Raw genomic sequence first — 26,867 nt, forward strand, 5'->3', positions numbered from 1 at the left:
CGCCGTGTACTGCATGTTCGTCACTAGTATCCGTGTGTTCGGGTCAGCCCGCGGGAGTGATCTCTCGGAGGTTGAGGTTGTTCGCCTCGAACGGGTACGACGGAGCGGACACGTTCGCGACGGTGTCGGCGTTGTAGGCGATGACCTCGAAGCCGCGAGCGTGGGCACAGGTGAGCGCCTCGTCCGCGATGATCTTGGTCACGTCCGCCCACAGGGCGTCGGCCTCCTCGCTGTCGCCGGCGGCGATCGCGGCGTCGGCGGCTGCCTTGAGCTCATCGCTCTCGACGCCCGACGGGTTGCCGCCCGCGTCGGCAGCGAACCAGGCCTTGTACCACTCGAACGGCGTCAGTTCGTCGTTGGAGCCGAGCCCGATCGGGTAGGTGCCGCTGTTCCATCCCTGGAACCACTCGGGCGGCGGAACCGTCGTCACGGCGATGCCGAACCCGGGCAGCTGGCTCGCCTGGTCCATGTAGATGGTCGACTGCGTCGTGGTGAACGGCGCCGCGATCATCTCACCGTCGATCGTCGGGCTTCCGGCCGACTCCCACAGCGACGTGGCTTCGTCGACGTCGGTCGGGTAGCCGGTGATGTCCGGGTTGTAGCCCTGCGAGCCCTCGAGGAAGTGCTGCGTCGCGGCCTCCCCGCCGTTCACGTCGACCATCTGCTGCACGTCGAGGGAGTAGCAGATCGCCTGGCGGACTTCGACGTCCGCGAACAGGCCGCCGGGACCCCGATCGAAGAACATGACGTTGTTGCGGATCGCCGGGTACTGGAAAGTCTCGACGACGGTGCCGTCGTAGCGGGGAAGGACTTCTTCCTCGGTGTCGGTGACGTCGATCTCGCCGTTGATCACGGCAGCGGCCGCGGCCTCATCGTCCGGGATCGCGTAGAGCTCCACGTTTGCGAATCCGGGCTCATCGCCCCAGTAGTCCTCGAACTGCGTGAAGCTCATCACCGTGCCGGCGGTCGAGCCGTCGGCGTCGTACGCCCAGGGCGCGGTGCCGATCGGGTCCGTTGCGATGCTCCCATCCTCGATCGCCGCGGGGCTCGCGATCGGGAGCACCCGCGTCGACAGCGTCGTCGGCATTGAGGGAGTCGGTCCTGTGAAGTTCAGGACCACCGTGCTCTCATCGGGAGTTTCGACCGACTCGATCACGGCGAGCTGCGCACCGAATGGACCAGGCGTGTTCTTGACGGTGTCGATGTTCACTGCGACGGCCTCGGCGTTGAACGGCTCGCCGTCGTGGAACGTCACGCCCTGCTGCAGGTTGAGGGTCAAGGACGTCGAGTCTTCGCTCAGCTCCCACGACTCGGCGAGCCCGGGAGCGAGATCCCCGGCGTCGTCGCGCGTGATGAGGTTCTCGTAGACGATCCGCATCGGACCGCCCTCGAATTCGTAGCCGGGCGCCCAGGTTTCGGGGAAGGCCCCGAAGTTCAGGCGAAGAGTGCCCGATGCCTCCGAGCCCGAGTCGGTCGGTGTCGGATCGCCGCTCTGGGTGCAACCGGTGAGAACGAGAGCAGCGATCCCCAGCGGGATCGTCGCCCTCAGTGCAGTGAACTTCATGATGCGCTGACGCCTCCTTGCGTTCGGACCCGTCCGTCGGGCCCTGCGTGTTCATGTGGTGGTCTCGGTCGCATTTCGGCGAGCCACCGGTGTTGCTGTGCCATCACGGTACATATCGGCTCGGAATCCAGATATCTCCGGAAGCGCAAGCTAATGGTGCACGCTCGTGCTCCTGGGATCAGACGCTCGCGGCATCCTCGCATCCAACGCGTCGATCCGCCTCGGGCTAGGCTGGAAGGCGGTGCCGGCGCCGTCCTCGTCGGTGTGGAGGAGGCATCGGATGGACCGCCTGGTCGTCATGCGGACGTTCGTCACAGTGGCGAAGTCGTCGAGCTTCAGCGGCGCAGCCCGCGAACTGAACATCTCGGGGTCGCTCGTATCGCGCCACGTCGCGGACCTCGAACGCCAGGTGGGAGTGCGGCTGGTCAACCGCACCGCCCGTTCGGTGAGCCTCACCGACGCAGGCCATCAGTACGCCGAGTTCGCCGAGCGGATCCTTGACGAGATCGACGCCGAGGACCACGCACTGTCCCACTCGCAGGACGCGCCGGAGGGTCCGATCTCGGTGATCTGCCCGAAGTGGATCGGCACGCTCGATCTCGGCACCGCCATCGCCGCCTTCGCCCGCGATCATCCCAAGATCACGGTCAAGTTCGAGCTCGGCGGCATGTCGGATCGAAACTACGACTTTCTCGACCGCGGCTACGATGTTGCCTTCCACACGAGGGATCTCCGCGACTCGAACGTGCTGATCCGCCGAGTGTCCGAGCTGCCCTTCCTGCTGGTGGCCTCCGAGGATTACGTCCGCCGCAAGGGGCGTCCCGCATCGGTGGCCGAGCTGGCCGACTTCGACTGCATCCTGCATCCGAACGACCCGGTGTGGCGGCTCGGCTCCGGCTCGGACACGATCCACCACAAGGTGCAGAACCCTGCCGTGGTCGCGAACTCGTACCTCGTCATCGAGAAGCTCGTCGAGGCCGGCTGCGGCATCGCGCTGATTCCGCGACGCCCCGCGATGAAGCGGCTCGCAGAGGGCTCACTCATCGAGCTGCTGCCCGAGCACGCACCACCCGCCCGGTCGCTCTACGCTGTTCACGGGCCTGGTGGACGCACGCCGGAGCGCGTGAAGGTCTTCCTTGACTTCATGACCGACTGGTTCCGCCGCGCCAACGAGTCGACCGAGGTGTGACCGTCGTCAGTCGGTTTCGGGGCCCTGGCAGTAGTCGCACGACAGGTCCTCGCAGCACCACGAGTCTTCCGCCTGCTCCTGACGTCGCTCGGGCAGGATGACGATCATCGTCAGGCCTCCGCGGGTTCGACCTTCGCGTAGCCGCGAACGTCGGGGAACGGGGGGACCTTGTTCGGCTGCAGGTCGACCTGGAACGTGTTCAGGCACATCGACAGCATCGTGTAGTTGCCGAGCAGGCCGATCGCGTCGACGAGCTGCTGGTCGGTGAACAGCTCCTTGAGCCGCGCGAACGTCTCGTCCGAGACGAAGTGAGTCGTCAGCAGCTCGACGGCGAAGTCGTGGAAGGCCTTCAGCTCGGCGTCGTCGCCGAAGTCCGGCTCTCCCCACCTCGCGAGCGCCTGGATCGCCTCGGCCGGGACGCCGGTCTCGATCGCCTTCTGGACGTGGGCGTTCCACGAGAACTGAGCATCGAAGTAGCGCGCCGCCACGAGCAGGCTGTACTCGCGGATCCGCTCGGGCATGCTGCAGTCGAAGCGCACGAACGCCCCGAGGGACTCGGTGCGGTCGCACAGGTCCGGGCTGTGCAGCCACACCTTGAACGGCCCGCCGATCTTGCCGCGCTTGGCGATGATGCGGTCGGCGAGCTCCCGCTGGCGCTCGGTCATGTCTTCGTACGGCGTGACGTCGAGTCGCATGTGTGCCTCCATATGACGCATGTTCGATACGTCCGAGACACTAGGTGCGCCGACGCGCGTCCACGAGGGTCGGCGTCGCAACGTTAGCGTGCACCCCGTGAAGGATCGCCCCGCCTAGCGTGGGAACGTGCCCGCACGTATCGCCACGCTCACCGCCGAGCTGCGCTCGGACTCCGCCGCCGTCGCCGTCGCCACCCCGCGACTGTCCTGGACGGTCGCGTCGGACGACCCTGGATGGATTCAACAGTGGGCGGAACTGCGCCGCGGCGATGAGGTGCGCCGCATCGACGGCCGCGCCAGCGTCCTCGCAGACTGGCCCTTCGCACCGCTCGCGGCCGGCGAGCGCGCGCACGTCGAGGTGCGCGCCGCCTCGACGAAGGGCACGGTGACCCCATGGAGCTCGCCTCTCCAGGTGTGGGCCGCGTTCGCAGCCGAGTGGACCGCGCGCCCCATCGCCCTCGCCGATCCCCGCGGGATCGCCCAGCCGGCCCTGCTCCGGCGCGAGTTCACGGTCGGCGCCGGTCTGGCGCGCGCGACGCTGCACTGGACGGCCCTCGGGGTGGTCGACCTCGTCCTCGACGGCGCGCCCGTCGGCGACGCCGTGATGACCCCGGGATGGACGAGCTATCGAGAGCGCCTCGTCTACGAGACCGCCGACGTCACCGACATCCTCGCGGCCGGCCCGCACGCGCTGGGCGCGCTGCTCGCCGGCGGGTGGTACACCGAGGGGTATCAGGTGCTCACCGCCCCCAAGCGCTTCTACGGCGATCAGCCGCGCTTCGCCGGGCAGCTGGTGCTGGAATACGCCGACGGGTCGCGCGAGGTCGTCGCCACCGACCCGTCGTGGCGTGCCGCGGCCGGACCGATCCTCTCCAGCGGGGTCTACGACGGCGAGCACGTCGACGCGCGCCTCACCCCCCACGGGTGGGACCGCTCCGGCTTCGACGACTCGGCCTGGGCGCCCGCCGTCGTCACCGGCGAGCCGCTGCGAGGACTCGAGGCCCGCGACGCACCGCCGGTCCGACGCACCGGGTCGCGCACGGCGCAGTCGGTGACGCGGACCCCGAGCGGCCGCATCCTGCTGGACTTCGGGCAGAACCTCGTCGGCCGACTGCGGCTGCGGGTGAGCGGCGCCGCGGGCACCACGATCACCGTCCGGCACGCCGAGGTGCTGCAGGACGGCGAGCTGGCCCTCCGCCCCCTCAAGAGCGCCAAGGCGACCGACTCGTTCACCCTGGCGGGGGACGGCGTCGAGGAGTTCGAGCCGCGGTTCACCTTCCACGGCTTCCGCTACGCCGACATCGACGGGTGGCCGGGAGAGTTCGATGCGGATGCCGTCGAAGCGGTCATCCTCGGCAGCGACCTCGAGCGCACCGGGTGGTTCTCGTCGTCCGACGACCTGCTGAACCGGCTTCACGAGAACGTCGTGTGGACCGAGCGCGGCAACTACCTGGCCGTGCCGCAGGACTGCCCGCAGCGCGACGAGCGACTGGGCTGGACCGGCGACACGCAGCTGTTCGCGCCGACGGCGCAGTTCCTGTTCGACACGCACGCGTTCCTGCGCTCGTGGCTGCGCGACCTGCGGATCGAGCAGGATCGCCTGGGCGGTGTCGTGCCGCTGTTCGCGCCCGACGTGCTGCCCGACTTCGCCGACCGCGGCCCGATGGCCGCCTGGGGCGATGCGATCGCGATCGTCCCTGATGTGCTGGCGCGCAGCAGCGGAGACCGCGAACTCCTCGCCGAGTTCTACCCGGGCATGCGCGCGTGGCTCGAGGTCGTCCTCGCCGAAGCCGACGACGAGGGGCTGTGGACCAGCGGACGCCAGCTCGGCGACTGGCTCGACCCGAACGCGCCGCCGAACGCGCCGTCGCGCACGCGCACCGACAGCGACGTCGTCGCCACCGCCTACCTCGCCCGCACCGCGCAGCTGACCGCCGACATCGCGGAGACGCTCGGCGAGGACGCCGACGCCGCCCGGTTCGCGGCGGCCGCGGCATCCGCCCGCCTGGCGTTCACCGACGCGTTCGTGACCCCCTCCGGGCGCATGATGTGCGACACCCAGACCGCGTACGCCGTCGCGATCGCCTTCGACCTGATCGAGGATGCCGAGCTGCGGCGGCTCGTCGGCGACCGGCTCGCGTTCGCCGTGCGCCGCGACGGACACCACATCGCCACGGGGCTTGTGGGCACCGCTGTCCTGATGCAGGCGCTCACGGCCGCCGGGCACCTCGACACCGCCGAACGGCTGCTGTTCCAGACCGAGTCGCCCTCGTGGCTGTACCCGGTGACGGTGGGGGCGACGACGGTGTGGGAGCGCTGGGACGGACTGCGCGAGGACGGCTCGCTAAACCCCGGGGCGATGATCTCGTTCAATCACGTGGCGTTCGGCGCGGTCGCCGAATGGCTCCACACGACGGTGGCCGGGCTCGAACCCGACGAGCCCGGCTACCGTCGCATCCGGATCGCACCGACGCCGCTGCGGCGGCTCTCCCACGCGCAGGCACGGCACCTGACGCCGTACGGGCACGCGTCCGCCGGCTGGGAGCGCGCCACAGACGGTGTGCGCGTGTTTGCCGAGGTGCCGCCGAACACCACCGCCGTCGTCGCCCTGCCCGACGGTCGCCGCACCGAGGTCGGCTCCGGCACGCACGAGTGGTTGTGCCCCGAGGCGCCGGCATCCGACCCGGCCCCGGTGGACCTGGAGTCGTCGATGGCCGACCTCGCGGACGACCCCGCCGCGTACCGCGCCTTCCACGCGGCCCTCGCCGCGCAGCCGAACCGGTTCCTCGCCGCCGGCGTGCGGGCCAACGCCCTGTACACGCCGGGGCGCAGCATCCGCGACGCCCTGATCTTCGCGGACGACGCGGCGCTCGCCGCCGTCTCGGCCGCGCTGGCGACCACCCATCCGAACCCAGGAGGTACCCCATGACGACGATCCGCATCTTCGACGAGATCGAGGTGCTCGACCGCGGCGGCGCCGTCAAGACGTGGCCGCTCATCACCACCGAGACCAGCGGCGGCGAGAACGATCTGGCAACCGGCATCAGCGTGTACCCGGTGGGCGCCGGCGCACCGCTGCACTCCCACAACTGCGACGAGCAGGTGCTGATCCTCGAGGGCGAGGGCTTCGTCGAGGTGCACGAGGCCGGCAAGGACGTCGCCGACGGCATCCTGCGCCGCCAGCTCGTCAAGGACGACACGGCATACGTCAAGGCGGATGTCTTCCACCGCTATCAGAACACCGGCGACACCCCGATGCGGATCCTGTGGATCTATCCGCAGGCCTACGTGACCCGCACGTTCGGCGACACGGGCAAGACCGTCGAGCACCTGACCGCCGAGGACGCCATGGGCGGCCGCTGAGTTGCACCGACGACGAGGGAGGGATGCCGGCTCCGGCCTCCCTCCCTCGTGTTCTGTGCGCGTGTCAGGCGGTCAGCACCACCTTGCCGCCGGGGTGGCCGGTGGCCACCAGGCGCAGCGCGTCCTTCGCCTGGGTGAGGTCGAAGGTCGCGGCGATCGGCAGGGTCAGCGAGCGCTCGGCGGCCAGCGCCAGGATCACCGCGCGCTCCGGCTCGCGGAACGCGATGCTCTCGGGGCGCATGCCGGCCGAGATCTTCACGCCGGCTTCCTGCGCGGGCTTGCCGGGCGCAAGCGTCGCGACGCGGGACGGGTCGCCGACCAGCTCCAGCGAGACCGCGAGCGCCTCGGGCGTGCCGGCGGCGTCGATGGCGGCCTGCACTCCGTCGGGGGCGAGCGCGCGCACGCGATCGGCGAGGCCGTCGCCGTAGACGACCGCGTCCGCGCCGAACGCGCGCACCTTGTCCTGGTTCGCCTCGGAGGCCGTGCCGATCACCCGGATGCCCGCGCGGCGCGCGAGCTGCACGGCCAGGACGCCGACCGACCCGGATGCCCCGTGCACCAGCAGCGTGTCGCCGGCGGTCGCGCCGGCGAGGGCGAGCAGCTCGGCGGCGACGACCCCGACGTGCAGGATGCCGGCCGCGGTGTGGTCGTCCAGCCCCGCGGGGATCGCGAACACATCCTTCGCGGGCACGACGACCGCATCGGCGAAGGCGCCGGCGATCTTGAAGGCGACCACCCGGTCACCGACGCGGACGGGCCCGGATGCGATCGCCGTGTCGGGGCCGACCGCGGTGATGACCCCGGCCGCCTCCTGTCCGACCGGCAGGGGCAGCTTCGACGGGTCGGCGTTCCAGCCACCCGCGAGCGACTTCGCATCGGACGGGTTGACGCCGATCGCGGTGACGCGGATCGCGACCTCACCGGCCTCGGGCGCGGCGAGGTCGCCCTCGGCCAGCTCCAGCGCGTCGATCCCGTCGTAGGCGGGAAGCTCCCAGCGACGCACCATGGCTCAGGCCGCTTCCGGGAGGGTGACACCGAGGGCGCCGGCGACCTCGACGAGCTCGGTCCACAGCTTGTCGCCCACCGGGATGCCCGCCTCCGCACGCGCCGTGGCGGCCGCCGAGCTGCGCTCGCCGGGGACGAGGATCGCGTCGACGCCCTCGGCCTTGGGCAGGTCGTGGATGGTGTCGACCGTCGCGTCGACGTTCGCCACGAAGTCGGTCACGTCGCCGAACGCGGCCGGGTCGACGACGATGAGCGTCGCGTTCTGGCGGTGCTTCTTGGTGCCCGCGTGGTACGGGGTGAGGATCGGAGCGGTGACGAGGACGCTCGTGATCAGCTCGAACATGAGCGACAGGCCAGACCCCTTCGCGCCGCCGAGCGGCGTGGGGACCTTGGCGAGCTCGGGATCGGTGGTCGGGGTGCCGTCGGCGGTGGTCGCCGACCCCTCGGGCAGCGGCGTGCCGGTGCGCTTGGCCTGCGCGATCTTGCCCATCGCGATGAGCGAGGTCGCCATGTCGAGCAGCACCGTCGGTCGACCTTCGCCGGCCGGAACGCCGATCGCAAGCGGGCTCGTGGCGACGGAGGCGCCGACCGCGCCGGTGTACGACATCATGGGCGAACCCGCGGCGATGCCGATGCCGACCAGGCCCTGCTCGGCGATGAGCGACGGGTAGTAGCCGATGGCGCCGGTGTGCACGGTGTTGCGCACCGAGACGATCGCGACGCCCTGCGTCTTCGCCTTCTCGACGGCGAGCTCGGCCGCGCGGGTGAGCGCGATGGGACCCGGAGCGAAGTCGGCGTCGACCACCGCGGTGCCGGGTCGGGTGTCGTCGACCGTGATGGTCGCGGCGGGGTTCGCGATGCCGTTCTCGAACATCTCCACGTAGCGGGGCACGCGGGCGATGCCGTGCGAGTCGATGCCGCGCAGGCTCGCCCAGACGAACGAGTGCGCGAGCGCCGCCGAGTCCTCGGGCGACAGGCCCTTGGCGACGAAGATGTCGCGGGCGAAGTCCTCGAAGGCCGAGGGTGAGATCTTGACGGGCATGAGATGGGCCTTTCGGGGGCGGGGGCGCTTGGTCTTGCTTCGCTCGGTCAGCGCCCGGGTTTCGGTTCGGGAAGTGACGGGGTGGTGCGGGGCGGGCCGGAAGCACGCCCGGCCCGCCCCGGGTCTCAGCGGGAGACCGCCACGTTGAGCACGGCGGTCGTCCCGGACGTGACCGCGGCGAGCGCCTCGCCGAGCACGCGATCGAGCTCGGCGGGGTCGTCCACGGCGGCGTGGTACATGTCGAACGGAGCGGCGAAGGCGCTGAGTTCCGGCTGTGTCGACAGGTCCACGCCCAGGTGGTTCTCGGTCTGCACCGCGGCGCCCTGCGGGTAGAAGCGCAGGTGGTTCATCTTCATCGACAGGTACTTCTTGTTGTTGAAGATGACGATGAGCACCGGCAGTCCGAGGTCCTTCGCGGCCATGAGCGACTGCACGATCGGGTTGTACAGGAACGCGCCGTCGCCGACCGTGAAGATCACGATGCCATCCTGGACGGCGAGCTTCACGCCCAGCGCCACCGCGATGCCCTGCCCGAGGCCGCCCTGGACGTAGAAGTACGAGTCGGGGCGGTCCCAGCCGACGTGACGCTGCACGAGACGGCTGTGGGTGATCGTCTCGTCGACGACGGTCGCGCCCTCGGCTCGAACGATCTCGCGCAGCTTCGTGGCCAGCAGCACCGGGTCGATGCGATCGGATGCCGCGGCCCGCGCCTCGGCATCCGCGGTTGCCGTGGCCCACCGTCCGTGCGCGCTGGCGAAGTACGCGGACCGGGTCGCGATCGCGGACTGATCCGTCAGTGCGAGGGTCGCCTCGCGCAGCTGAGCGAGGGTCTCGGGCAGGGCGCCCTCGAGATAGTGATCGGCGTTGAGCACCTGGTACACCACGTGCGGCCGCTGGGGCACTTCGTCGATGACGACCGTCTTCGCCTTCGCCGGCTTGCGGCTGGGCGGATAGTACGGCGCACGGCAGTTGACGAGCAGGATCAGATCCGCCTCGTCGACGTACGGGTCGAGTTCCCCGCCGAGATGCAGCGCACTGTCCTTGGGGAAGTTCGCGCACACCGCCGAGCTCGGCTCGATGACGCCGATTCCGAGGCTCTCGCACAGGTCGATGAGCGCGTCGTAGCCGCCCTCTTCGCGGCCCGCGGTCTCGGTGATCACGATCGGGCGCTCGGCGGTGGCGAGCAGCTCGGCCACCGCGGCGACGTCCTCGGGGGCGCTGATGCGGCGTCCTCGCGCGACGACGTCCTTGCGCACCGGGCGCTCGGTCTCTTCGAGCAGGATCTCGAGGGGCACGTTGAGGTAGGTGGGGCCCGCCGGCTGGCGCGCGGCGAGCTCGCCGGTGCGCTTGACCAGCTCGTAGAGCACGTCGACCGAGCCGACCTGCTGCGACCACTTGGTCCAGGGCTGGGCGACCGGATGCGTGCCGCCGACGATCGAGAGGTTGCGGTACCACTGGCCACCGGGGTCCTGCCCAGGTCCGTCGCCGTAGGTCGTCGACTCGGACGAGGCGACGACCATCGGAACGCCGGCGAGCAGCGCGCCGTGCACGGCCATCGCGCCCTGCAGCAGGCCCGGGGTGGCGTGGAGCAGCACCGCCTGGGTGCGGCGGGTCACGAGACCGTAGCCGGTGGCCATGCCGCCGGCTACGGTCTCGTGCGTCAGATCGATGTAGCGGGGAGCGGGTTCACCGGCCTCCTGGCGACGAGCGAACGCCTCCCATGCCGGGGCCCATTCGGACCCCGACGAGCAGAAGACGACGTCGACGCCGAGGTCGGTGAGCGCATCGATGAGAAGCTCACCGCCGTCGTACGTCTGCGTCATGGGTGTCAGTTCTCCGCGGCCGCCGCGCCTGCCGCGACCTTCTCCGTCTCGGGGATGTCCCAGTCGAGCACCTTGCAGATGCCCCTCCCCATGATCCACTCGAGTTCCTCGGCAGAGAAGCTGAAGTACTTCGTGAACTGCTCGATCGTGTCGGTCCAGGTCAGGCCGTGGCCGAGCAGGCGTGTGATGTCCGTGCCCCAGTGCGCGCGCTCCGGACCCATCTTGTCGACGACCTCGCGGACGTACTTCTCGATGTTGAGGTTCGGGAACGGCGCCGTCGAGTAGCCGGGGATCGCCGAGACCTTGACCGAGATGTTCGGGTACACGTGCAGGTCGGCGGTCTCCTGCACCCAGTAGCCGATGGCGTCGTCCACGCAGCGGGCCATGATGCCCATGTGGTCGATGATGATCTTCAGGTCGGGGTGCTTCTCCGCGATCTGGCCGAGCTCGCGCTTCCAGATCGGAGCGTGGACCATCGTCGGGATGCCGAGCTTCTCGGCGATCGGCCAATACCAGTCGTTGGTGCCGTCGATCATCCAGTTGCGGTCCTGCGGACGGTGGAACGTCAGGCGAGTGCCGAGGATGTGCGGATTGTCCTTGATCTCGTGCAGCAGCCGCTCGCCCTCTTCGGGGTCGTTCTGCGGGATGCGCGCCATGATGCCGAACCGCCCGTTGTACTGCTCGGCAGCCTCCAGGGCGTAGTCGATGCGGTCGCCCTCCCACGACGGCGGCAGGATCAGGGCGCGGTTGACGCCGGCCTCATCCATCAGGGACACGGCCTCTTCCGCGAGGAAGGCCTCCTCGCGGTGGCCGTTGAGACGGATGCGCTCACGAGCGCCGGGGACCCAGGGGCGGTCCGGCGTCTCTTCCTTCCAGAGGTGGATCTGCGAATCGACGATGAACAAAGCTCTTCCTCACGTTCGTGTTGCTGCAAGCCGGCCCCCGGTCTGCGGCGACCGTCTCCGGCTGAGCCACTCGGCTCCAGTGCAAGCGAAGGTATCCCGCCGACCGGGGCCCGGCCAGGGTCGCGAGCGCACGTTTAGGTTGACGGATCGTGCACGGTTCCGGCCGGCGTCGCGTGATTGGGTGGGAACCGAGCCCCAAGACACGCGAGGGCCAGGGAGACACTATGACCACGCCATTCCGAGGCGACTCCGCCGTCGACAGCCCATTCCGCCGCGAGGGCGGACGCAACCGGTTCACGGCCCGCCGCGCACAGGTCGTCGATGTCGCCCAGGTCGCCCCCGCGATCACGCGGGTGCGGGTCACCGGGCCCGACTTCGCCGACTTCGTCAGCGCCGGTCCCTCGGACCACATCCGCGTCTTCTTCCCGGACCCGGCCACCGGCGAGCTCGTCGCCCCCGAACCGGTCGGTTCCGGCGAGGACGGCATCGTCCGCCCCGACCGTCCCACGCACGCCCGCGACTTCACACCACTGCCGGCTGCGGACTGGGACGGCCCGGGCATCGCGGTGGACATCGACTTCTTCCTGCATCCGTCGCCGGGACCCGCGTCGGCCTGGGCGACGCACGCATCGCCGAGCCAGGAGCTCGTGGTCGTCGGCCCGCGCGGCTCCAAGCGCGCGCCGCAAGGTGTGAGCAGGGTTCTGCTCGTATGCGACGAGACGGCGCTGCCGTCCGCGACGCGGTGGGCCGCCGAGGTGCCCTCCGCCGCGGGGGTCGACGTGATCGCGGTCACCGGCGACGACGGCGGATGGGTTGCGGAGTACCTGTCGTCCACATCGGGACGCCAGGATGTCCGCGTCGCCCACGTCACGGCGGGCGACGCCGCCGGCCTGCTCGCCGCGATCGACGCCGCCGCCATCGACGACAGCACGTACGTGTTCGCAGCGGGCGAGGCATCCGCTCTGGTGCCCGTGCGCCGGCACCTGCGACGGACGCTCGAACTGCCCCCGGAGCAGGTGGCGCTCAGCGGCTACTGGAAGAACGGAGCCACCGCGTTCGACCACCATTCACCGGTCGATCCGTCCGACCCCGACTGAGACCCCGCCAGAAGGAGAAACAGGATGCCTCTCATCCAGATATCGATCGGCGCAGGCCGCACCGACGACCAGGTCCGGACTCTAGTCACCGAGCTGACCGATGCCACCGTGCGTGCGATCGGCGCGCGACCGGAGGCCGTCAGCGTCATCGTGACACAGGTCGAGGGAACCCACTGGGCCAACGGCGGCACGACACTGGCAGACAAGAAGGCCGCACGCGAGGCGGCCGCCGGCTGACTCCCCCGGCACCGCTCGAGGCGATGGCGATTCTTGCCGACCTGGTGCCGAGCCTGCTCGGCGTCGCCGTCCTCGCCGCGGTCGCCACGGCGGTGCTGGCGGTGTTCCGTGTTCCGCACCGCTGGGCGCCGGCCGCGGCCATCGCGCGCGGCGCGGTCCAGTTGGCCGTGATCAGTGTCATCCTCACCGGGATCATCGGCAGCCCGGTCCTGATCGCCGCCGCGCTGCTCGTGATGTTCACCGTCGCCTCGGCCGTCGCGACCGCGCGGGTGGGGTGGAGCGGGCGGCACGTCGCGGCGATGTCCACGTCGATCGCGGCCGGCGTGCTCGTGGCCGCGGTGACAGTCTTCGCCTCGGGCGCGCTCGCGCTCACCTCCCGGTACGCGCTGGCGATCGGCGCGATCATCATCGGCAACGCGATGAGCATCGCGACCCTGACCGGAAGGAACCTCACCACCTCGGTCCACGATCACTGGGACCACGTCGAGGGCTGGCTGGCTCTCGGTGCCCCTCCGCGCAGGTCGACACTGGATCTGGCTCGACGGGCGGTCCGCGACGCGCTCGTCCCGTCGGTCGACCAGACGAAGACGACCGGTCTCGTCGTCCTCCCGGGCGCGTTCGTGGGCGCGATCTTCGGCGGCATCTCGCCTCTCGAAGCGGGCCGCTTTCAGATCGTCGTCCTCGCGTCCATCCTCGCCGCGGGCTCCGTGACGGCGGTCATGGTCGCGCTGTGGTTCGGCGCCGTGACGACGAAACCCGGGCCGCCGAGCTAGCGGCGGCCCACCGTCTCGATGTCTTCGTGGAAGTCGCTGGCGAACCCAACGGGCGCCGACAACGCGATGCCGCTCCTCAGCTCTGGGACAGTGCGCTCACCGCGGGCTCGTCGACGTGCCAGGGAGTCTTGTCGAGCGCCATCGCGGCGACGACGGCCGAGGCCGCGAGGATGACCGCGCCGACCAGCAGCGCCGCGCCGTAGCCGGTGACGAGCGCCTCGCCGCCGACCTCCTGCGTCTGCGCCGTCACACCCGCGGCGACGCCGGCGAGGATCGCCAGGCCGAGCGCCACGCCGATCTGCTGCGCCGAGTTGAGTAGGGCCGACGCGATGCCGGCCTTGTCCGCATTCACGTGCGACACCGCGGCTTGGGTGAGGGTGATCGCTCCCAGGCCGAACCCGAGCCCGAGCAGTATCATCGCCGGGGCGAGGTGCAGCCAGTAGCCGGTTGTCGTCGAGATTGACGAGAACCACAGCACCGACCCGGCGGCGATCAGCGCACCGGCCGCCGCGACGACCCGGGGCGCGAGCTGAGCGAGCAGCTTCGGGGCCGCCCCCGCGCCGACCACCAGGCCGGCCGCGAACGGCAGCCACGACAGGCCTGTGCGCAGCGGGCTGTACTCCAGCACTTGCTGCAGGTACAGCGTGATGACGTAGAAGGCGCCCATCGGGCCGATCGCGAGTCCCAGCATCGTCAGGTAGGCGCCGACCCGATTGCGGTCACGGAACAGGCTCAGCGGGACCAGCGGCGTGTGACTCGCCCGCTGAGTCAGCACGAAGAAGGTCAGCAGCACCCCGGCCCCTGCGACCAGCGCGTAGGCGACCGGGTCGCCGAAGCCGTTCTCACCGAAGCGGGTGATCGCATAGACCAGTGCGAGCATGCCGGCGGTCCCCCACACGGCGTCGAGGAACCCGAGGCGCCCGCCCTGGCGATCGGGCGTGGCCAAGGTGCGGCTGCCCAGAAGCACGATAAGCCCGATCGGGATGTTGATGAAGAAGACCCAACGCCAGCCGAGCGTCCCGGTGAGCACACCGCCGAGCAGCAACCCGACCACGATCCCGAGACCGGACATCGCGCCATACAGCGACAGCGCGGAGTCGCGGGTCCTGCGGTCGGCGAAGGTCGTCGCGATCAGCGCCAGCGCATTCGGAGCGGCCATTGCGGCACCGATTCCCTGCGCCGCCCGCGCGGCCACGAGCACCTCGGTCCCCTGGGCGAGCCCGCCGACGAGCGATGCGAGGACGAATACGGCGATGCCGATCTGAAGGGTCCGCCGCCGTCCCCACACATCCCCCACACGACCGCCCAGAAGCAGAAGCGCGCCGAACGCGACGATGTACGCGTTCACCACCCACGGCAGGTGCACGGGGTCCACGGCGAACTCGGTCTGGATGCTCGGCAGCGCGATGTTCACGATCGAATCGTCGAGCACCAGCATCAACTGTGCAGTGGCGATTACGAGCAGGGGGATGAGTACCCCACGGGGCGTGCTCTCGGGCGTCATCGGATGACTTCTCCTCGTCGGCGGTGTGGATCCAGGCGATCACCTGCTCACCAGCGCCCGTCGAATCCGGGCGCAACGAGTAGAAGACAATACCCCCCAGGGGTATTCCCTCCCTGGGAAATCGAGACTACAGAACCCAGGTTGCGTTCTCGGGAAAGTGCCACCACGCCGCACCGCGGCGCCCCGTCCGCCGCGACCGAGCAGCCTGCTCTCGGCGCCGCGGCTCCGCCGAATCGGGACGCTCGTCGCGGCGGTCGCGGCGTGGCAGCGCCGGTCCGGCGCCCTCGGTCATTCCTGGTCGGCGACGACCTGAGCCGTCACGTCCACAGCGCCATGCAGGACGAACTCCACCGAACCGTCGGCGGCGAACACGGGGAGGAAGGTGGGCTTCCAGTAGCGCGTGTCAAACGAACCGTCGGGCTGCTCCATGTCGTACCGCTGCGGCGGGATTTCTGCGTCCTCACCCGAGGACACGACGCCGTTGATGGCGTTGCGCAGCACCGTCGTGCCGTTCGCATCCGGGTCGTCGGGGTTGTCGGGGAAGGCGACCGTGATGTCGATGCCGAGAACCCGCTCGCGCGTGGCACCGGTCGCGGCGAGGAACGAGTCCGTCGCGGCGACGATGACGCCCGCCGGGTCGACGACCACGTAGGACTCAGGAAGGGCGTTGAAGATCCGGCCGAGCTCGGCCGAGTTCACAGTGGTCGTCTCCATGGTGGTTCCTTTTCCGTTCGAGGTTCGTGGTGATCCCACACTCCCCGAGGCGCACCAGCCATTCCAGTCGCGAATCTGTACCCCCTCACGCAGTACAGATCATGCACTTCCACGCAGCGCGCTGCGGGGGCTGGAATGTCGTCACCGGGCCTGACGCGTGGCGTCCACATGGGACCGGCCCGACCCGCCCCACCCTTGACACGCAATTGAGGAGCACCAAATGAAGATCCGTCAGATCCGCAACGCGACGCTCGTCCTCGAGATCGGCGAAGCAAAGATCCTCGTCGATCCGTGGCTGGAGCCCAACGCGACCACGGCGTTCCCCGGCCCGACCGCGCCGCTGACCGTCCCGATGAACGAGATCGTCAACGTCGACGGCGTGATCCTCACCCACCTTCACCCCGACCACTGGGACACCACCGCCGTCGCCGAGCTCGACAGCGACATCCCGATCTTCACCCAGCACGGCGCCGACCGCGACCGCGTCAAGGCCGGCGAGGTCCTCATCGTCGAGGCGACCGGCGAGGTCTGGTTCGCCGTCGTCGAGGGCAAGACGTTCAACAACGTCGGCGTGCTCACCGGAAACCCCGAGTTCAAGGGCGTCAAGCTGCACAAGGTCCCCGGTCAGCACGGCTCGGACTTCGCGATCCAGGCCGCCTACGACATCCTCCGTGAGGTGATGGGTGTCGTCCTCACCTCCCCGGGGGAGAAGACGCTCTACATCGCCGGCGACACGAACTGGAACGAGTACGTCGAGGCGAACATCACCGAGTACCAGCCCGACATCATCGTCGTCAACGCCGGCAACGCCAAGCTCCCCGGTATCGACGACGGCATCATCATGTCGCCCGAGGACGTCGTGAAGGTGTGCGAAGCGGCGCCCGACGCCGTCGTGATCGCCAGCCACATGGATGCCGTCGCGCACGCGACCACCACGCGCGCCGAGCTGCGCGAGTACCTCGAGGGCGTCGGCCTGTCGCACCGGGTGCTCATCCCGGCCGATGGCGAGACACTGACCTTCTGACCCCGGACGTGCTGATCCCGTGAGTATCTCCTCTGCAGCCGCATAGCTGGGGAGGAGATACTCACGCAGACAACGAGGCCGGACGGAACCAGCCAGGATACGAGGCGGCCAGCTGCGCCGGCCCCTCGAACCCGACATCGCCACGCATGATGGCATCGGCGCACGCGCGCCGGCCCCACCACAGCTCGTTCAAGACCTCGGGCTCCACGATCACCGTGAGATCCGGCTGGTGTTCCGGTGCGCCGATGGACGCCCGCGGGCCCTCCGGGCCCACGTGGATCCACGCGTGGGACGGATGCGAGTCAGGGAACTGGAACGCCAGCGTGAGTTCCCGCAAGGGCAGGAGCTCGGGCTGGATTCCCTGCTGCATCTGCCACATCAGGGTGGCGACGTTCACCTCGCCGTCGGCGGTCGGGGCCAATTGCCAATCCCGCGCCCACACGCCCAATGCTTCGAGCACGGGGCGAAGAGCGAGCCCGGACGCGGTGAGGCGGTACTCGCTGCGGCTCCCGGGCGACCGGCTGCCATGCCGTGAAACGACGCCAATGCGCTCGAGATACCTCAGTCGAGAGGACAGCAGTGTGCGAGAGAGCGCGGGAAGCCCGCGATGGATGGCGTTGAAGCCGGAAGCCCCGGTGAGGATCTCGCGGACGATGAGCATCGTCCAGCGGTCGCCGATCAGACGCGCTCCGACCGACACGGGGCCGTACTCGGTCGGCGGCACCCAGCCGTCCGGGGTCCCGGCCAGGCGAGGAACGACGTCTCGTGATCCGTTCATACGAGCCTTCTCTCGGGCGAGCTTTCGGGCTGTTGATTCGTTTGCGGAGCCTGGTCTTCGAGACTCTCACGATGAACCGAGGAGTAGCATGTGCATGTCGCACATACCCAGTTGTGCTCCGGTGTGATGCGCACACGTCCATTCGTGGGCGGCGACCTAGATTCGCCGTCATGCCTGCACCCGGAGGCACCCGGAGGGAACCACCATGCCTGACGTCACCCGCGGCCACCTGGCCGAGCGACGGGCCGCAGTGCTTTCGCAGCTCGTGCTGCTGTTCGCCCAAGGGCGCGAACCCGTGGAACTCGCCGACGAGGCTGTTCGACTCGTAGCCTCCGCGACCGACACCGGCGCTGTCTTCGTGTACCTGTGGGACGACGAGCAGGAACGCCTCGTGCTGCGAGTGGCGAGTGCCGTGCCTCAGCAGACCGGCGTAGATGAGATCCGCCTGCGTCTGGGCGAAGGAATCGCAGGTTGGGTGGCGCTGCGCCAGAAGTCGGTGATCATCGATCGCCGTCCGCAGGACGACCCACGCTACCTCGGCGTCGACACCATCGATGAAGCGGAGTTCAACTCAGTTCTTGCCGCACCGATCGCCGACGAGCAGAACCAGCTGCGCGGCGTGTTCGCCCTCTACTCCAAGAAGGAGAACGCCTTCGGCGACGACGAGCTTGCGATCGCGGTCGAGGTGGGTCGGCTGCTCGCCTCAGGGCTGGTGCGGGCGGAGACCGTCGCCAATCTCGACCGCCAGTCGGCGAGCTCGCACTTCCTCCAGGACTTCCCCACCGCGTCCCGGACCGCGTTGGTTCCCGCGCTCGAGTTCGCCGCCCGCCGGCTGCTGGACATCCTCGAGGTCGACGTCTGCATGCTCGAGTACATGAGCCGTCGTGAGAGCGGTGCGGCGCCGATCATGTTCGCGTTCCGGTCGGAGCACGGAGCGCACCGCGTGTGGTCGACCCACGCGCGCGCTTCTGCGCAGGCGAGCATCGATCAGCACTGCGCGGGAATGGAGCGCGCGTCGGTCGCGCTTGGCATGGGCGCGTCGCGCGGCATCCTGTCGTGCTACCGGGGCGCTCGATTCCGGGCGGACGACTTCGACCGGCTCAGCGCGCTCGCGATGCAGCTCGGCGTCCTCCTCGAGGCCGTGGACCTCAACTCCGTCGGCTCCACACTCGCGACGCGTCTGCGCTACACGCAGGATGACGCGGAGGCCGCGCGGATCGTCGAGGAACTCGGCCTCGAGGGCCCGGTTTGTCCGATTCTGATCCGCGTGCACAGCGTTCGCGGGGACTGGGATGCCGCGAGCCGCATGCTGCAGGACGCACTCGCCGCCGCCGCCGGGTCTCGCTCGGTCGTGCTTCTGCACTCCACCTGGGGCATGGTGCTCGTCGATGCTCCGGGAGGCCGTGTCAGCAGCGAGCTTCCCGCCAAGATCCTGCAGTCCACTCGGCGACTGGCCGGCGATGTCGGGATGACCGCGTCCATCGGGATGGGAAGCGTCGCTCAGACCACCGCGCAGATCCGTCAGGCCATCGCCCACGCTCGGCAGGCGATGCACTGGACCGAGACCTACGACTCCGCCGACGCCGTGTCACTCGCGGTCTATGCGGACGTCCGCGATGTGCTTCCTCTGAATGTGACCATCGGCGAACTCATTCCCGCGGTCCGCACACAGATCCGCGCACTCGAACCGCTGTCGAGATACGACCTCGACCAGGGTTCCCAGCTGGTCCGGACTCTCTCGGTGCTCGCCGGCTGCGGTGGATCCGTCAACGAGACGGCGACGAGACTCGTCATCCACCGCAACACCCTCCGTCAGCGCCTGCAGCGCATCGAGCAGGTACTGGGCACACCGCTCGACCCCGCGAGCGATTGGACGGTGCTGTCACTGGCGAGCCGTGTCGCCGCGGACCGGGTGGATCGGCTCCGCCCGGCCCAGAGCTGACCGCGGCGGAAGCGAAGCGGCGTCAGTAGACGTCCTTCACATAGCGGCCCTGGACCTTCAGCTCGTCGACGGCCGCGTCACCTCCGAGGATGTCGGCGAAGGCCCTGTCCACATCGGGAGCCATGTGCACCTTGTCGCCGCACACGTAGATGTATCCACCCTGCGCGACCCAGTCCCGCAGCTCGTCGGCGGAGCGCCTGATCTCGTCCTGCACGTAGTGCTTATCCGCCTGATCCCGAGAGAACGCCAGGTCCAGGTGCGTCAGGGTGCCTCGACGACTCAGGTCGGCGAACTCGTCTTCGTACAGGAAGTCGTATGCGCGGTGCTGGTCGCCGAAGAACAGCCAGTTGCGCCCACCGGCACCGACCGCGTCGCGGTGGCGCAGGAACGCCCGGAACGGCGCAACGCCGACGCCGGGACCGACCATGATGACCGGGACATCGGCCGCAGGGAGCCGGAACTCGTGCGCCGGCACACGCCGCACCTCGAACGGTGAACCATCGACAGCGCGTTCGCGAAGGAAGCTCGTCGCCGCCCCGGCATAGCTGCGGCCACCCGCGTCGTACCGCACGCCGTTGACCGTCAGATGGACCCGTCCATCGTCGCCGACGGGGCTCGAGGCGATCGAGTAGTCGCGATGCTGCAGTGGACGCAGGATGTCGAGCACGTCCTCAGCCGGCACGTCGCGGCAGTCCAAGTCGGTCAGGACGTCCAGGACGTCGCGGCCCCAGAGCCACTCCTCGAGCCCGTCGCGATCGCCCGTCTGCAGCATCTGCGCCAGACGCGCGACGGCCCGGTTGTCGGGTCGCAGCCGTGCGAGACCCGCGATGAGACCGGGATGCACGAGCCTGAGTTCGACCTCGGCCGCCAGGACCTCCCGAAGCGGACGCGTCGCGTCCTGTCGGGTGACGTCCACGTCCCCGAACACGGCGATCCACTCCTCGACGAGCCGCGGAGGATTGGTGACGAACACCGAGATCGAGTCACCCGGTTCGTACGCGAATCCGCCGTCGTCGACCGTGAGTTCGTAGTGCACGACCTCCTTCGCCGAGCCGGGCTTGGACAGATTCTGGCTCGCGGAGACGCGGGCGAGGTAGCGCCGGTCGGAGTCGCCGGTCGATTCGGCCATCCCCGCCTCGACCCCAGCGGTCGGCGCATCGGCCGTCCAGGGGTCGGCGGCGAGCAGGTCGGCGACCGCGGGCTTGGCCCACTTCGTCGCCGTGAACTCGAAGTCGATATCGCAGTCGACGCCCTCCACCACACGCACCGCGCCGAGCTCGTGCAGGCGCCCGTCGATGTCGTGGCCTGCCTTGCAGAAGTCGTCGTACATCGAGTCGCCGATGGACAGCACGGCGTACGGCATGCCGGCGAGCGCCCCGGGCTCGAGGCTCTGGATCCACTCCCAGAACTCCGCGGCATTGTCGGGCATGTGGCCGTTGTCGTGCGTGGACGTCACCACCAGCAGGCGGCGCAGCGCCCGATCGTCCGAGTGCAGCCACTCCTCGAGCGAGGCGAGGGCGACCGTGTCGCCGTTCTTCTCGCTGGCGCCGTGGATCTGATACGCCAGATACTCCGCGTTCCCGGTCTGGCTGCCGTACAGGATGGTCAGGTCGGGCGCGTCCATGTCGGTCACGATGGGCCTTTCGCCGTGGAGGTCGGTGATGATGCTCATGCTGCGGTGCTCACGAAGACGGACTTGTGCTCGGTGAATCCCTTGACGCCCTCCATGCCGAGTTCGCGCCCGATGCCCGACTGCTTGAATCCGCCGAAGGGCACCTGGACGCGCACCGAGGAGTTGGAGTTGACCGACAGGGTCCCGCTCTCGACCCCGCGTGCGACACGGAGCGCGCGCCCCACGTCGGACGTCCAGATCGAGCCGCTCAGCCCATAGATCGAGTCGTTCGCCATGCGCACGGCGTCCTCCTCGGTGTCGAAGGGGATGACCACGGCCACCGGGCCGAAGATCTCCTCACGTGCAGCACGCGAGGTCCCCGCCTCGTCCAGGGCGATGTGCGGGGCCATCCAGAAGCCGGGACCCGACGGCGCATCGCCGCGGTAGCAGAGCTCGAGGTCGCTGTCGAGGAACGACTGGACGCTCGCGCGGTGCTCCGCCGAGACGAGAGGACCGAGATCGGTGGCGAGGTCGCCGGGGTCGCCGATGCGCATCGCGCGCGTCGCGTCGACGAAGGAATCGATGAACCGATCCAGCGCGGAGCGCTGAACCAGGATGCGGCTGCGCGCGCAGCAGTCCTGCCCGGTGTTGTCGAAGACGGCCCACGGCGCAGCCGCAGCGGCCTTGTCGATGTCCGCGTCGGCGAAGACGACATTCGCGGACTTGCCGCCCAGCTCGAGCGTGACCCGCTTCATCGTCGCCGCGCTCGCCGTCAGGATGGACCGCCCGACCTCGGTGGAGCCGGTGAAGCTGATCTTCCCGACGCGCGGGTCGTCGATCAGCGCGCCGCCGACGGCGGCGCCCCCGCCCGTGACCGCCTGGAGCAGGAACGGCACCGGGGTGACCTTCTCGGCGAGCTCACCGAGCAGCCGCGACGACAGGGGCGTCATGCTCGCCGGCTTCACGATCACCGAGTTCCCTGCGGCGAGCGCCGGTGCGATGCTCCAGCTCGCGATCGGCAGGGGGAAGTTCCACGGCGTGATCACCCCGACCACCCCGATCGGCTCGCGGAAGGTCATCGCGACCCCGCCGTCGACCGGGATCGTCTCGCCCGTCAGCTTGTCGATCGTGCCCGCGTAGTACCGGAACACCGACGCGACGCTCTCGGCCTCGGCGAGGGCCGCGCGCAGCGGCTTGCCGACGTCCTGCGACTCCAGAGCGGCGAGCTGGTCACGGTGCGCATCGATCTCGTCTGCGAGGTCGAACAGGAACTGCTGACGGCGGCCGAGCGGAAGCCGCGCCCACTCGCGCTGCGCCTCGACCGATCGCGTGATGCACTCGTCGACCTCGCTCGACGAGAAGGAGCGCACGTCGTCGATCTTCTGCTCGGTCGCGGGGTTCCACACGGGGATGGTCTGGTTCGTCATCGGTCCTCGTCTCACTCGCGGCTCGCCGCCGCTGTCGTCGCACCACTGTCGCCGATGGTGGGCCGTCCGCAGGCGTACGGTGAGCACCGAAAACATCGAGGGCATGTGCAGCTCGCACATGCCCTCGATGTTCGACTCGCTCCGGAAGGTCAGACCCCCATCAGAAGCCGCGCGATGCGCGGCTGCGCGTTGATGCCGATCCACGCCGTGCTGTCATCCTCGGCCCGGTACAGGACGGTGCCCCGCTCGGGGTTCTCGAATTCGACCTGCAGCGTCATGGCAGGGTCGAGCGATCCGACGACTTGGAGCTTGCGGCCGGCCACCTCGGTCCAGAAGTACGGGCGCGGCTCCTGCTCCCGATCCGCGCCGCACAGGTCCTCGGCCAGCCGGGCGCCGTGCTGGCGCGCGGCTGCCCAGCTCTCGGTGCGTGTCGTCGAGCCGCCGGCATCGCGCCGGCTGACGACATCGCCGATCGCGTAGACGTCCGGCACCGCCCCCTCTGCGGTCACGACCCTGCCGTCCTCGTCGGCGAGCAGCATGCCGTCGGTGAGCAGCCCGGTGCCGGCGAGCCAGCCCACCGCGGGGCGCGCGCCGACCGCGCTGACCAGCACATCGCCCGCCACCTGCGAACCGTCCCCCATGTCCACGCGCCAGCCGGCATCCGTGCGGGTGATCGCGGCGATGTCCGCCCCCCACACGCACTCCACCCCGGCATCCTCCAGCCACTGCGTCACCTCGTTGGCGAGGTGTCCGGCGAGCAGTCGCTCCAAGGGGCCCTGGGCGCGATCGACGAGCACCGCCTGTCCACCCCGCGCGGCCAGTGACGAGGCGAGTTCGACGCCGATCGCGCCCGCGCCGATGATCACCGTCCGCTCGGCATCCCCGGTGCCGGCACGCAGGCGCCGCGCGTCCTCGGCGCTTCGCAGCGCGAGGGTGTCGGCGGGTTCGATCGGGAGACGGATCGGTGACGCGCCGGTGGCGATGACCAGCTGGCCATAGGGCAGACGCAGCTCCTCGCCTCCGGCCTCGCGCACGAGGAGCATCCGCGCCTCGACATCGACCCCGGTCGCCCAGCCGCGCACCAGGGTGGCGTCGAGATCACTCCAGTCGACCGCGATGTCCTCCGCGTCGCCCTCCACCAGGAAGTGCTTGGACAGCGGGGGACGATCGTAGGGCGCATCCGGGTCGCCGTCCACGACGATGATGGATCGCCGGTCGCCGAGCTCCCGCATGCGCTCGAGGAAGGCGGTCGTCGCGACGGACGCGCCGACCACCACCAGCTGCTCGGTCATGACGCGGGTTCTGCGCCGATGACCTTGATCGCGCGCTCGGGGCAGTTGCGGATCGCCTTGCGCACGTTCTCCTCGTCGTACGAGCCCTCGCGCCCCGCGATCACGTGGCCGTAGCCGTCGTCATCGATCTCGAACGTCTCGGGCGCGAGCATGAAGCATCGCGCGTGGCCCTGGCAGCGTGCCGGATCGATCCAGACCTCCGCCATCTCACTCACCTCCGGTCAGTCGAATGCGCAGCGAGCCGACGCCGTGCCACGGCTCGTCCTCGGCCAGCTCGAACTCGGGGATCGTCGCGAGGAAGTGCTGGAGCGAGATGACCAGCTCCTTGCGACCCAGGTTCGAGCCGAGGCAGCGGTGGATGCCGCCGCCGAACGCGAGGTGCCGGTTGTTCTCGCGCGTGATGTCGATGTCGTTCGGCTTGTCGTAGACCTCGGGGTCGCGGTTGCCGGCGCCGAAGACGAGCACGACGCGCTCCCCTGCCTGGATTTCCTGGCCGCGCACCGTGGTGTCCTTCTTGGCCGTGCGCGCCATCGCCTGCACGGGCGACAGCGTCCGCAGGAACTCCTCGGCCGCGTCGGGGACGCGGTCCGGCTCGGCGCGCAGCAGGCGCTGCGCCTCGAGGTTGCCGGCGAGGTACCACAGCGACGACCGGATCGCCCACGCGGTGGTGTCGAGCCCCGCGAGGAACAGCAGGTAGCCGTAGGAGATCAGCTCGTCGTTCGTCAGCGGACGGCCGTCGACCTTGGCGTCGAGCAGATCGCCCATGATGCCGTGCTGCGCGGTGCCCGCACGACCGTCGTCGATCAGGCGCTGGACGTACGCGACGAGGTCGTCGCCCGCCTTGTTCGCCGTCTCGGGGCTCTTGGTCCGCTCGTAGATGATGTCGTCGATCCACTGGTCGAACATCGGCCAGTCCGCCTCGGGGTACCCGGCGAGGCGGCTGAAGATGATCGTCGGATACGGCCGCGCGAAGCGGTGCGATACATCGACCACACCATCCGCCTCGAACGCCTGCTTGACCTCGGCGGCGAGCTCCTCGGCGGTCGCGTGCATGCCGGGCTCGAGCTTGTTGATCGCCATCGGCGTGAACATCGGCAGCAGGAGCTTGCGGAACCCCGCGTGGGTCGGCGGATCGATGTCGATGGGGATGAGCGGCATCTCGGTTCCGAACCCCGGAAGGATCATCGAGGGGCCGACCGACCACGTGTCGGGGTCCTGCTCGGCCTCGAAGATGTCGTCGCTCTTGGAGATGTACCAGAAGCCGCCGTACTTCGAGCTGTGGCCGACGGGCTTCTCGGCGAGCATCGCCTCGTAGTCATCGAAGATGGTGTCGAGGGCCTTGCCGTGGAAGTCGAAGTCCTGTGGCACTGTTCGGTCAGACATGGGCGGTGTTCCTTTCCTTGTGTGCGCGCGCCCGGCCGACGAGGTCGTCGAACAGGGCATGGTTGTCGGCTGAGACGCGGAACAGATGCTCGGGGTGCCACTGCACCGCGATCAGGTTCGCGTCGGGGTCCTCGAAGGCCTCGACGACGTCTCCCGCGCGAGCCGTCACGCGCAGGCCCGATCCGATCGAGTCGACGGCCTGGTGATGGTAGCTGTTGACCCCCATCACGGACGCGCCGACGATCTCGGCGAGGCGGGATGACGGGTCGATGGCGACGTCGTGCTCGACCTCGTGGGACGTGCGCGTCTGCCAATGCGCGTCGATGTGCTGGAGAAGGCTTCCGCCGCGCAGCACGTTGATCAGCTGCATGCCCCGGCAGATCGCGAGGATCGGGAGGCCGCGCTGCTGCGCCTCGGCGACGAGCGCCGCCTCGAACCGGTCGCGGATCGGGCTCACGCCGTACACCTTCTCGTCGGGCTCCTGCCCGTACAGCTCGGGCGACAGGTCGCCGCCACCGGTGAGCATGAGCCCGTCGAAGCCGTCGAGCAGATCGGTCGGGATGACCTCCGTCGCGGGGAGCATGGCGGGCCGGCCACCGGCGGACACCACTGCGTCGGCGTATTCCACCACCTGCAGCGTCGAGTCGCGGGGGCCGAAGGCGGACTCCCGCAGGCTGCGGTCCGCCGTGACGGCGATCAGCGGAGCGGCCATCAGTAGATCGTCCATCCGCCGTCGACGAAGAGGGTCGTGCCCGTCACCCAGCTGGCGTCGTCCGAGGCCAGGAAGGCCACGCCGTTCGCGACGTCCTCGGGCTTGCCGATGCGTCCCATCGGGGTGCGCTCGAGGAGCCAGTTGCGCACCTCTTCCTTGCCGAGCGCCTCGGCTGTGAATGGCGTCTCGATGAAGCCGGGGGCGACGGCGTTGACGCGGATGCCGGAAGAGGCGGCTTCGACAGCGAGCGCTCGCGTCAGCTGCAGCAGCGCGCCCTTCGACGCGTTGTAGTGGATCTGGGGGTGCCCGCTGCTGGAGATGACGATGTGGGCCTCGACCGAGGTGATGTTCACGATCGCGCGGGTGTGGTCGCCGTCGCCGGCGCGCAGCAGCCCGTACGCCTCGCGCGAGACGAGGAAGGGCCCGGTCGAGTTCACCGCGAACACCTGGTCCCACTCGGCGCGCGAGAGCTCCTCGAAGGTCCCGAACTTCACGATGCCGGCGTTGTTGACGAGGATGTCGAGACGCCCGAAGGCCTCGGCGATCTTCGCCATCCCGGCCTTGACCGATGCTTCGTCGGCGACGTCCGCCTGCACCTGCAGGACCTCGGGGCGGTCGCCGAAGACACTCGCCAGCGCGTCGGGGTTGAGGTCGATGGCGACGAGCGTCGCACCGTCCGCGAGGAGCTTCTCGGCGATGGCGCGACCGTTGCCGGAGGCGGCACCGGTGACGGCGGCGATGCGGCCGTCGAGTCGATTGGTCATGGGCGGTGGTTCCTTCTGATGA

General features: G+C 69.5%; 23 protein-coding genes and 1 pseudogene. 8 read left to right on the forward strand and 16 right to left on the reverse strand.

Annotated features, from left to right (window positions below; all coding sequences use genetic code 11):
* Window positions 1-43: 43 nt before the first annotated feature.
* Window positions 44-1,564, reverse strand: coding sequence for an ABC transporter substrate-binding protein (locus tag HD594_RS01280; protein ID WP_184749212.1), 1,521 nt, complete (start codon window positions 1,562-1,564; stop codon window positions 44-46).
* Window positions 1,565-1,844: 280 nt separating this feature from the next.
* Between HD594_RS01280 and HD594_RS01285 the strand changes: the two genes are divergently transcribed.
* Complete coding sequence (locus HD594_RS01285) at window positions 1,845-2,753, forward strand: LysR family transcriptional regulator (protein ID WP_184749213.1); 909 nt, start codon at window positions 1,845-1,847, stop codon at window positions 2,751-2,753.
* Between the two features lie 110 nt (window positions 2,754-2,863).
* On the opposite strand, the gene HD594_RS01290 is transcribed toward HD594_RS01285, so the two are convergent.
* A complete protein-coding gene (locus HD594_RS01290; RefSeq protein ID WP_184749214.1) occupies window positions 2,864-3,448 on the reverse strand; it encodes a carboxymuconolactone decarboxylase family protein in 585 nt (194 codons plus the stop codon).
* Between the two features lie 127 nt (window positions 3,449-3,575).
* Here HD594_RS01290 and HD594_RS01295 point away from each other — a divergent pair, with 127 nt between their 5' ends.
* A complete protein-coding gene (locus tag HD594_RS01295; RefSeq protein WP_184749215.1) occupies window positions 3,576-6,377 on the forward strand; it encodes an alpha-L-rhamnosidase in 2,802 nt (933 codons plus the stop codon).
* The gene (locus HD594_RS01300; RefSeq protein ID WP_184749216.1) at window positions 6,374-6,811 is read left to right on the forward strand and encodes a cupin domain-containing protein; all 438 of its coding nucleotides are present in this window, start codon (window positions 6,374-6,376) and stop codon (window positions 6,809-6,811) included. Before HD594_RS01295 ends, HD594_RS01300 begins: the two co-directional genes overlap by 4 nt.
* A gap of 64 nt (window positions 6,812-6,875) precedes the next feature.
* Here the strand turns inward: HD594_RS01300 and HD594_RS01305 are convergent, their stop codons facing one another.
* The 4 genes from HD594_RS01305 to HD594_RS01320 all read right to left on the reverse strand — a co-directional run bounded on the left by HD594_RS01305 (window position 6,876) and on the right by HD594_RS01320 (window position 11,586).
* Complete coding sequence (locus HD594_RS01305; protein ID WP_184749217.1) at window positions 6,876-7,817, reverse strand: NADP-dependent oxidoreductase; 942 nt, start codon at window positions 7,815-7,817, stop codon at window positions 6,876-6,878.
* Window positions 7,818-7,820: 3 nt separating this feature from the next.
* On the reverse strand, window positions 7,821-8,858 hold the full coding sequence (locus tag HD594_RS01310; protein ID WP_184749218.1) for an Ldh family oxidoreductase: 1,038 nt from the start codon (window positions 8,856-8,858) through the stop codon (window positions 7,821-7,823).
* Between the two features lie 125 nt (window positions 8,859-8,983).
* Window positions 8,984-10,681, reverse strand: coding sequence for a thiamine pyrophosphate-binding protein (locus HD594_RS01315; protein WP_184749219.1), 1,698 nt, complete (start codon window positions 10,679-10,681; stop codon window positions 8,984-8,986).
* Between the two features lie 5 nt (window positions 10,682-10,686).
* Complete coding sequence (locus tag HD594_RS01320) at window positions 10,687-11,586, reverse strand: amidohydrolase family protein (RefSeq protein ID WP_184749220.1); 900 nt, start codon at window positions 11,584-11,586, stop codon at window positions 10,687-10,689.
* Between the two features lie 224 nt (window positions 11,587-11,810).
* Between HD594_RS01320 and HD594_RS01325 the strand changes: the two genes are divergently transcribed.
* From HD594_RS01325 to HD594_RS01335, 3 genes and pseudogenes are all read left to right on the forward strand, one after another.
* Window positions 11,811-12,683, forward strand: coding sequence for a siderophore-interacting protein (locus HD594_RS01325; RefSeq protein WP_184749221.1), 873 nt, complete (start codon window positions 11,811-11,813; stop codon window positions 12,681-12,683).
* 21 nt (window positions 12,684-12,704) lie between these two features.
* A pseudogene (locus HD594_RS01330) lies at window positions 12,705-12,920 on the forward strand (tautomerase family protein); the annotation flags it as partial.
* Window positions 12,921-12,943: 23 nt separating this feature from the next.
* Window positions 12,944-13,693, forward strand: coding sequence for an ABC transporter permease (locus tag HD594_RS01335; protein ID WP_184749223.1), 750 nt, complete (start codon window positions 12,944-12,946; stop codon window positions 13,691-13,693).
* 76 nt (window positions 13,694-13,769) lie between these two features.
* Here HD594_RS01335 and HD594_RS01340 read toward each other — a convergent pair whose 3' ends face one another.
* A complete protein-coding gene (locus tag HD594_RS01340) occupies window positions 13,770-15,197 on the reverse strand; it encodes an MFS transporter (protein ID WP_184749224.1) in 1,428 nt (475 codons plus the stop codon).
* Between the two features lie 288 nt (window positions 15,198-15,485).
* Window positions 15,486-15,911 carry a PAS domain-containing protein gene (locus HD594_RS01345; protein WP_184749225.1) on the reverse strand — a complete coding sequence of 142 codons (426 nt, stop codon included), beginning with the start codon at window positions 15,909-15,911 and terminating at the stop codon, window positions 15,486-15,488.
* A 220-nt stretch (window positions 15,912-16,131) separates the two neighbouring features.
* On the opposite strand from HD594_RS01345, the gene HD594_RS01350 reads away from it, so the two are divergent.
* Entirely contained in the window at window positions 16,132-16,935 is an 804-nt protein-coding gene (locus tag HD594_RS01350) for an MBL fold metallo-hydrolase (protein ID WP_184749226.1), read from the forward strand.
* 61 nt (window positions 16,936-16,996) lie between these two features.
* Here the strand turns inward: HD594_RS01350 and HD594_RS01355 are convergent, their stop codons facing one another.
* A complete protein-coding gene (locus tag HD594_RS01355; protein ID WP_184749227.1) occupies window positions 16,997-17,659 on the reverse strand; it encodes a winged helix-turn-helix transcriptional regulator in 663 nt (220 codons plus the stop codon).
* 259 nt (window positions 17,660-17,918) lie between these two features.
* Between HD594_RS01355 and HD594_RS01360 the strand changes: the two genes are divergently transcribed.
* Window positions 17,919-19,655, forward strand: coding sequence for a helix-turn-helix domain-containing protein (locus HD594_RS01360; RefSeq protein ID WP_184749228.1), 1,737 nt, complete (start codon window positions 17,919-17,921; stop codon window positions 19,653-19,655).
* A 22-nt stretch (window positions 19,656-19,677) separates the two neighbouring features.
* On the opposite strand, the gene HD594_RS01365 is transcribed toward HD594_RS01360, so the two are convergent.
* The 7 genes from HD594_RS01365 to HD594_RS01395 form a co-directional block, all read right to left on the reverse strand.
* Window positions 19,678-21,327, reverse strand: a complete 1,650-nt coding sequence (locus HD594_RS01365; protein WP_184749229.1) for a diflavin oxidoreductase — start codon at window positions 21,325-21,327, stop codon at window positions 19,678-19,680.
* Window positions 21,324-22,694 carry an aldehyde dehydrogenase family protein gene (locus tag HD594_RS01370; RefSeq protein ID WP_184749230.1) on the reverse strand — a complete coding sequence of 457 codons (1,371 nt, stop codon included), beginning with the start codon at window positions 22,692-22,694 and terminating at the stop codon, window positions 21,324-21,326. The genes HD594_RS01365 and HD594_RS01370 overlap by 4 nt, the downstream gene beginning before the upstream one ends.
* A 149-nt stretch (window positions 22,695-22,843) precedes the next feature.
* Complete coding sequence (locus tag HD594_RS01375; protein WP_184749231.1) at window positions 22,844-23,986, reverse strand: NAD(P)/FAD-dependent oxidoreductase; 1,143 nt, start codon at window positions 23,984-23,986, stop codon at window positions 22,844-22,846.
* On the reverse strand, window positions 23,983-24,192 hold the full coding sequence (locus HD594_RS01380; RefSeq protein WP_184749232.1) for a ferredoxin: 210 nt from the start codon (window positions 24,190-24,192) through the stop codon (window positions 23,983-23,985). The genes HD594_RS01375 and HD594_RS01380 overlap by 4 nt, the downstream gene beginning before the upstream one ends.
* A gap of 1 nt (window position 24,193) precedes the next feature.
* On the reverse strand, window positions 24,194-25,369 hold the full coding sequence (locus HD594_RS01385) for a cytochrome P450 (RefSeq protein WP_184749233.1): 1,176 nt from the start codon (window positions 25,367-25,369) through the stop codon (window positions 24,194-24,196).
* On the reverse strand, window positions 25,362-26,081 hold the full coding sequence (locus HD594_RS01390; RefSeq protein WP_184749234.1) for a gamma-glutamyl-gamma-aminobutyrate hydrolase family protein: 720 nt from the start codon (window positions 26,079-26,081) through the stop codon (window positions 25,362-25,364). The genes HD594_RS01385 and HD594_RS01390 overlap by 8 nt, the downstream gene beginning before the upstream one ends.
* Window positions 26,081-26,845, reverse strand: coding sequence for an SDR family NAD(P)-dependent oxidoreductase (locus tag HD594_RS01395; RefSeq protein ID WP_184749235.1), 765 nt, complete (start codon window positions 26,843-26,845; stop codon window positions 26,081-26,083). The genes HD594_RS01390 and HD594_RS01395 overlap by 1 nt, the downstream gene beginning before the upstream one ends.
* Between the last annotated feature and the right edge of the window lie 22 nt (window positions 26,846-26,867).

The sequence above is a fragment of the Microbacterium thalassium genome, from assembly GCF_014208045.1.
In the GTDB taxonomy this organism is placed as follows: Bacteria; Actinomycetota; Actinomycetes; order Actinomycetales; family Microbacteriaceae; genus Microbacterium; species Microbacterium thalassium.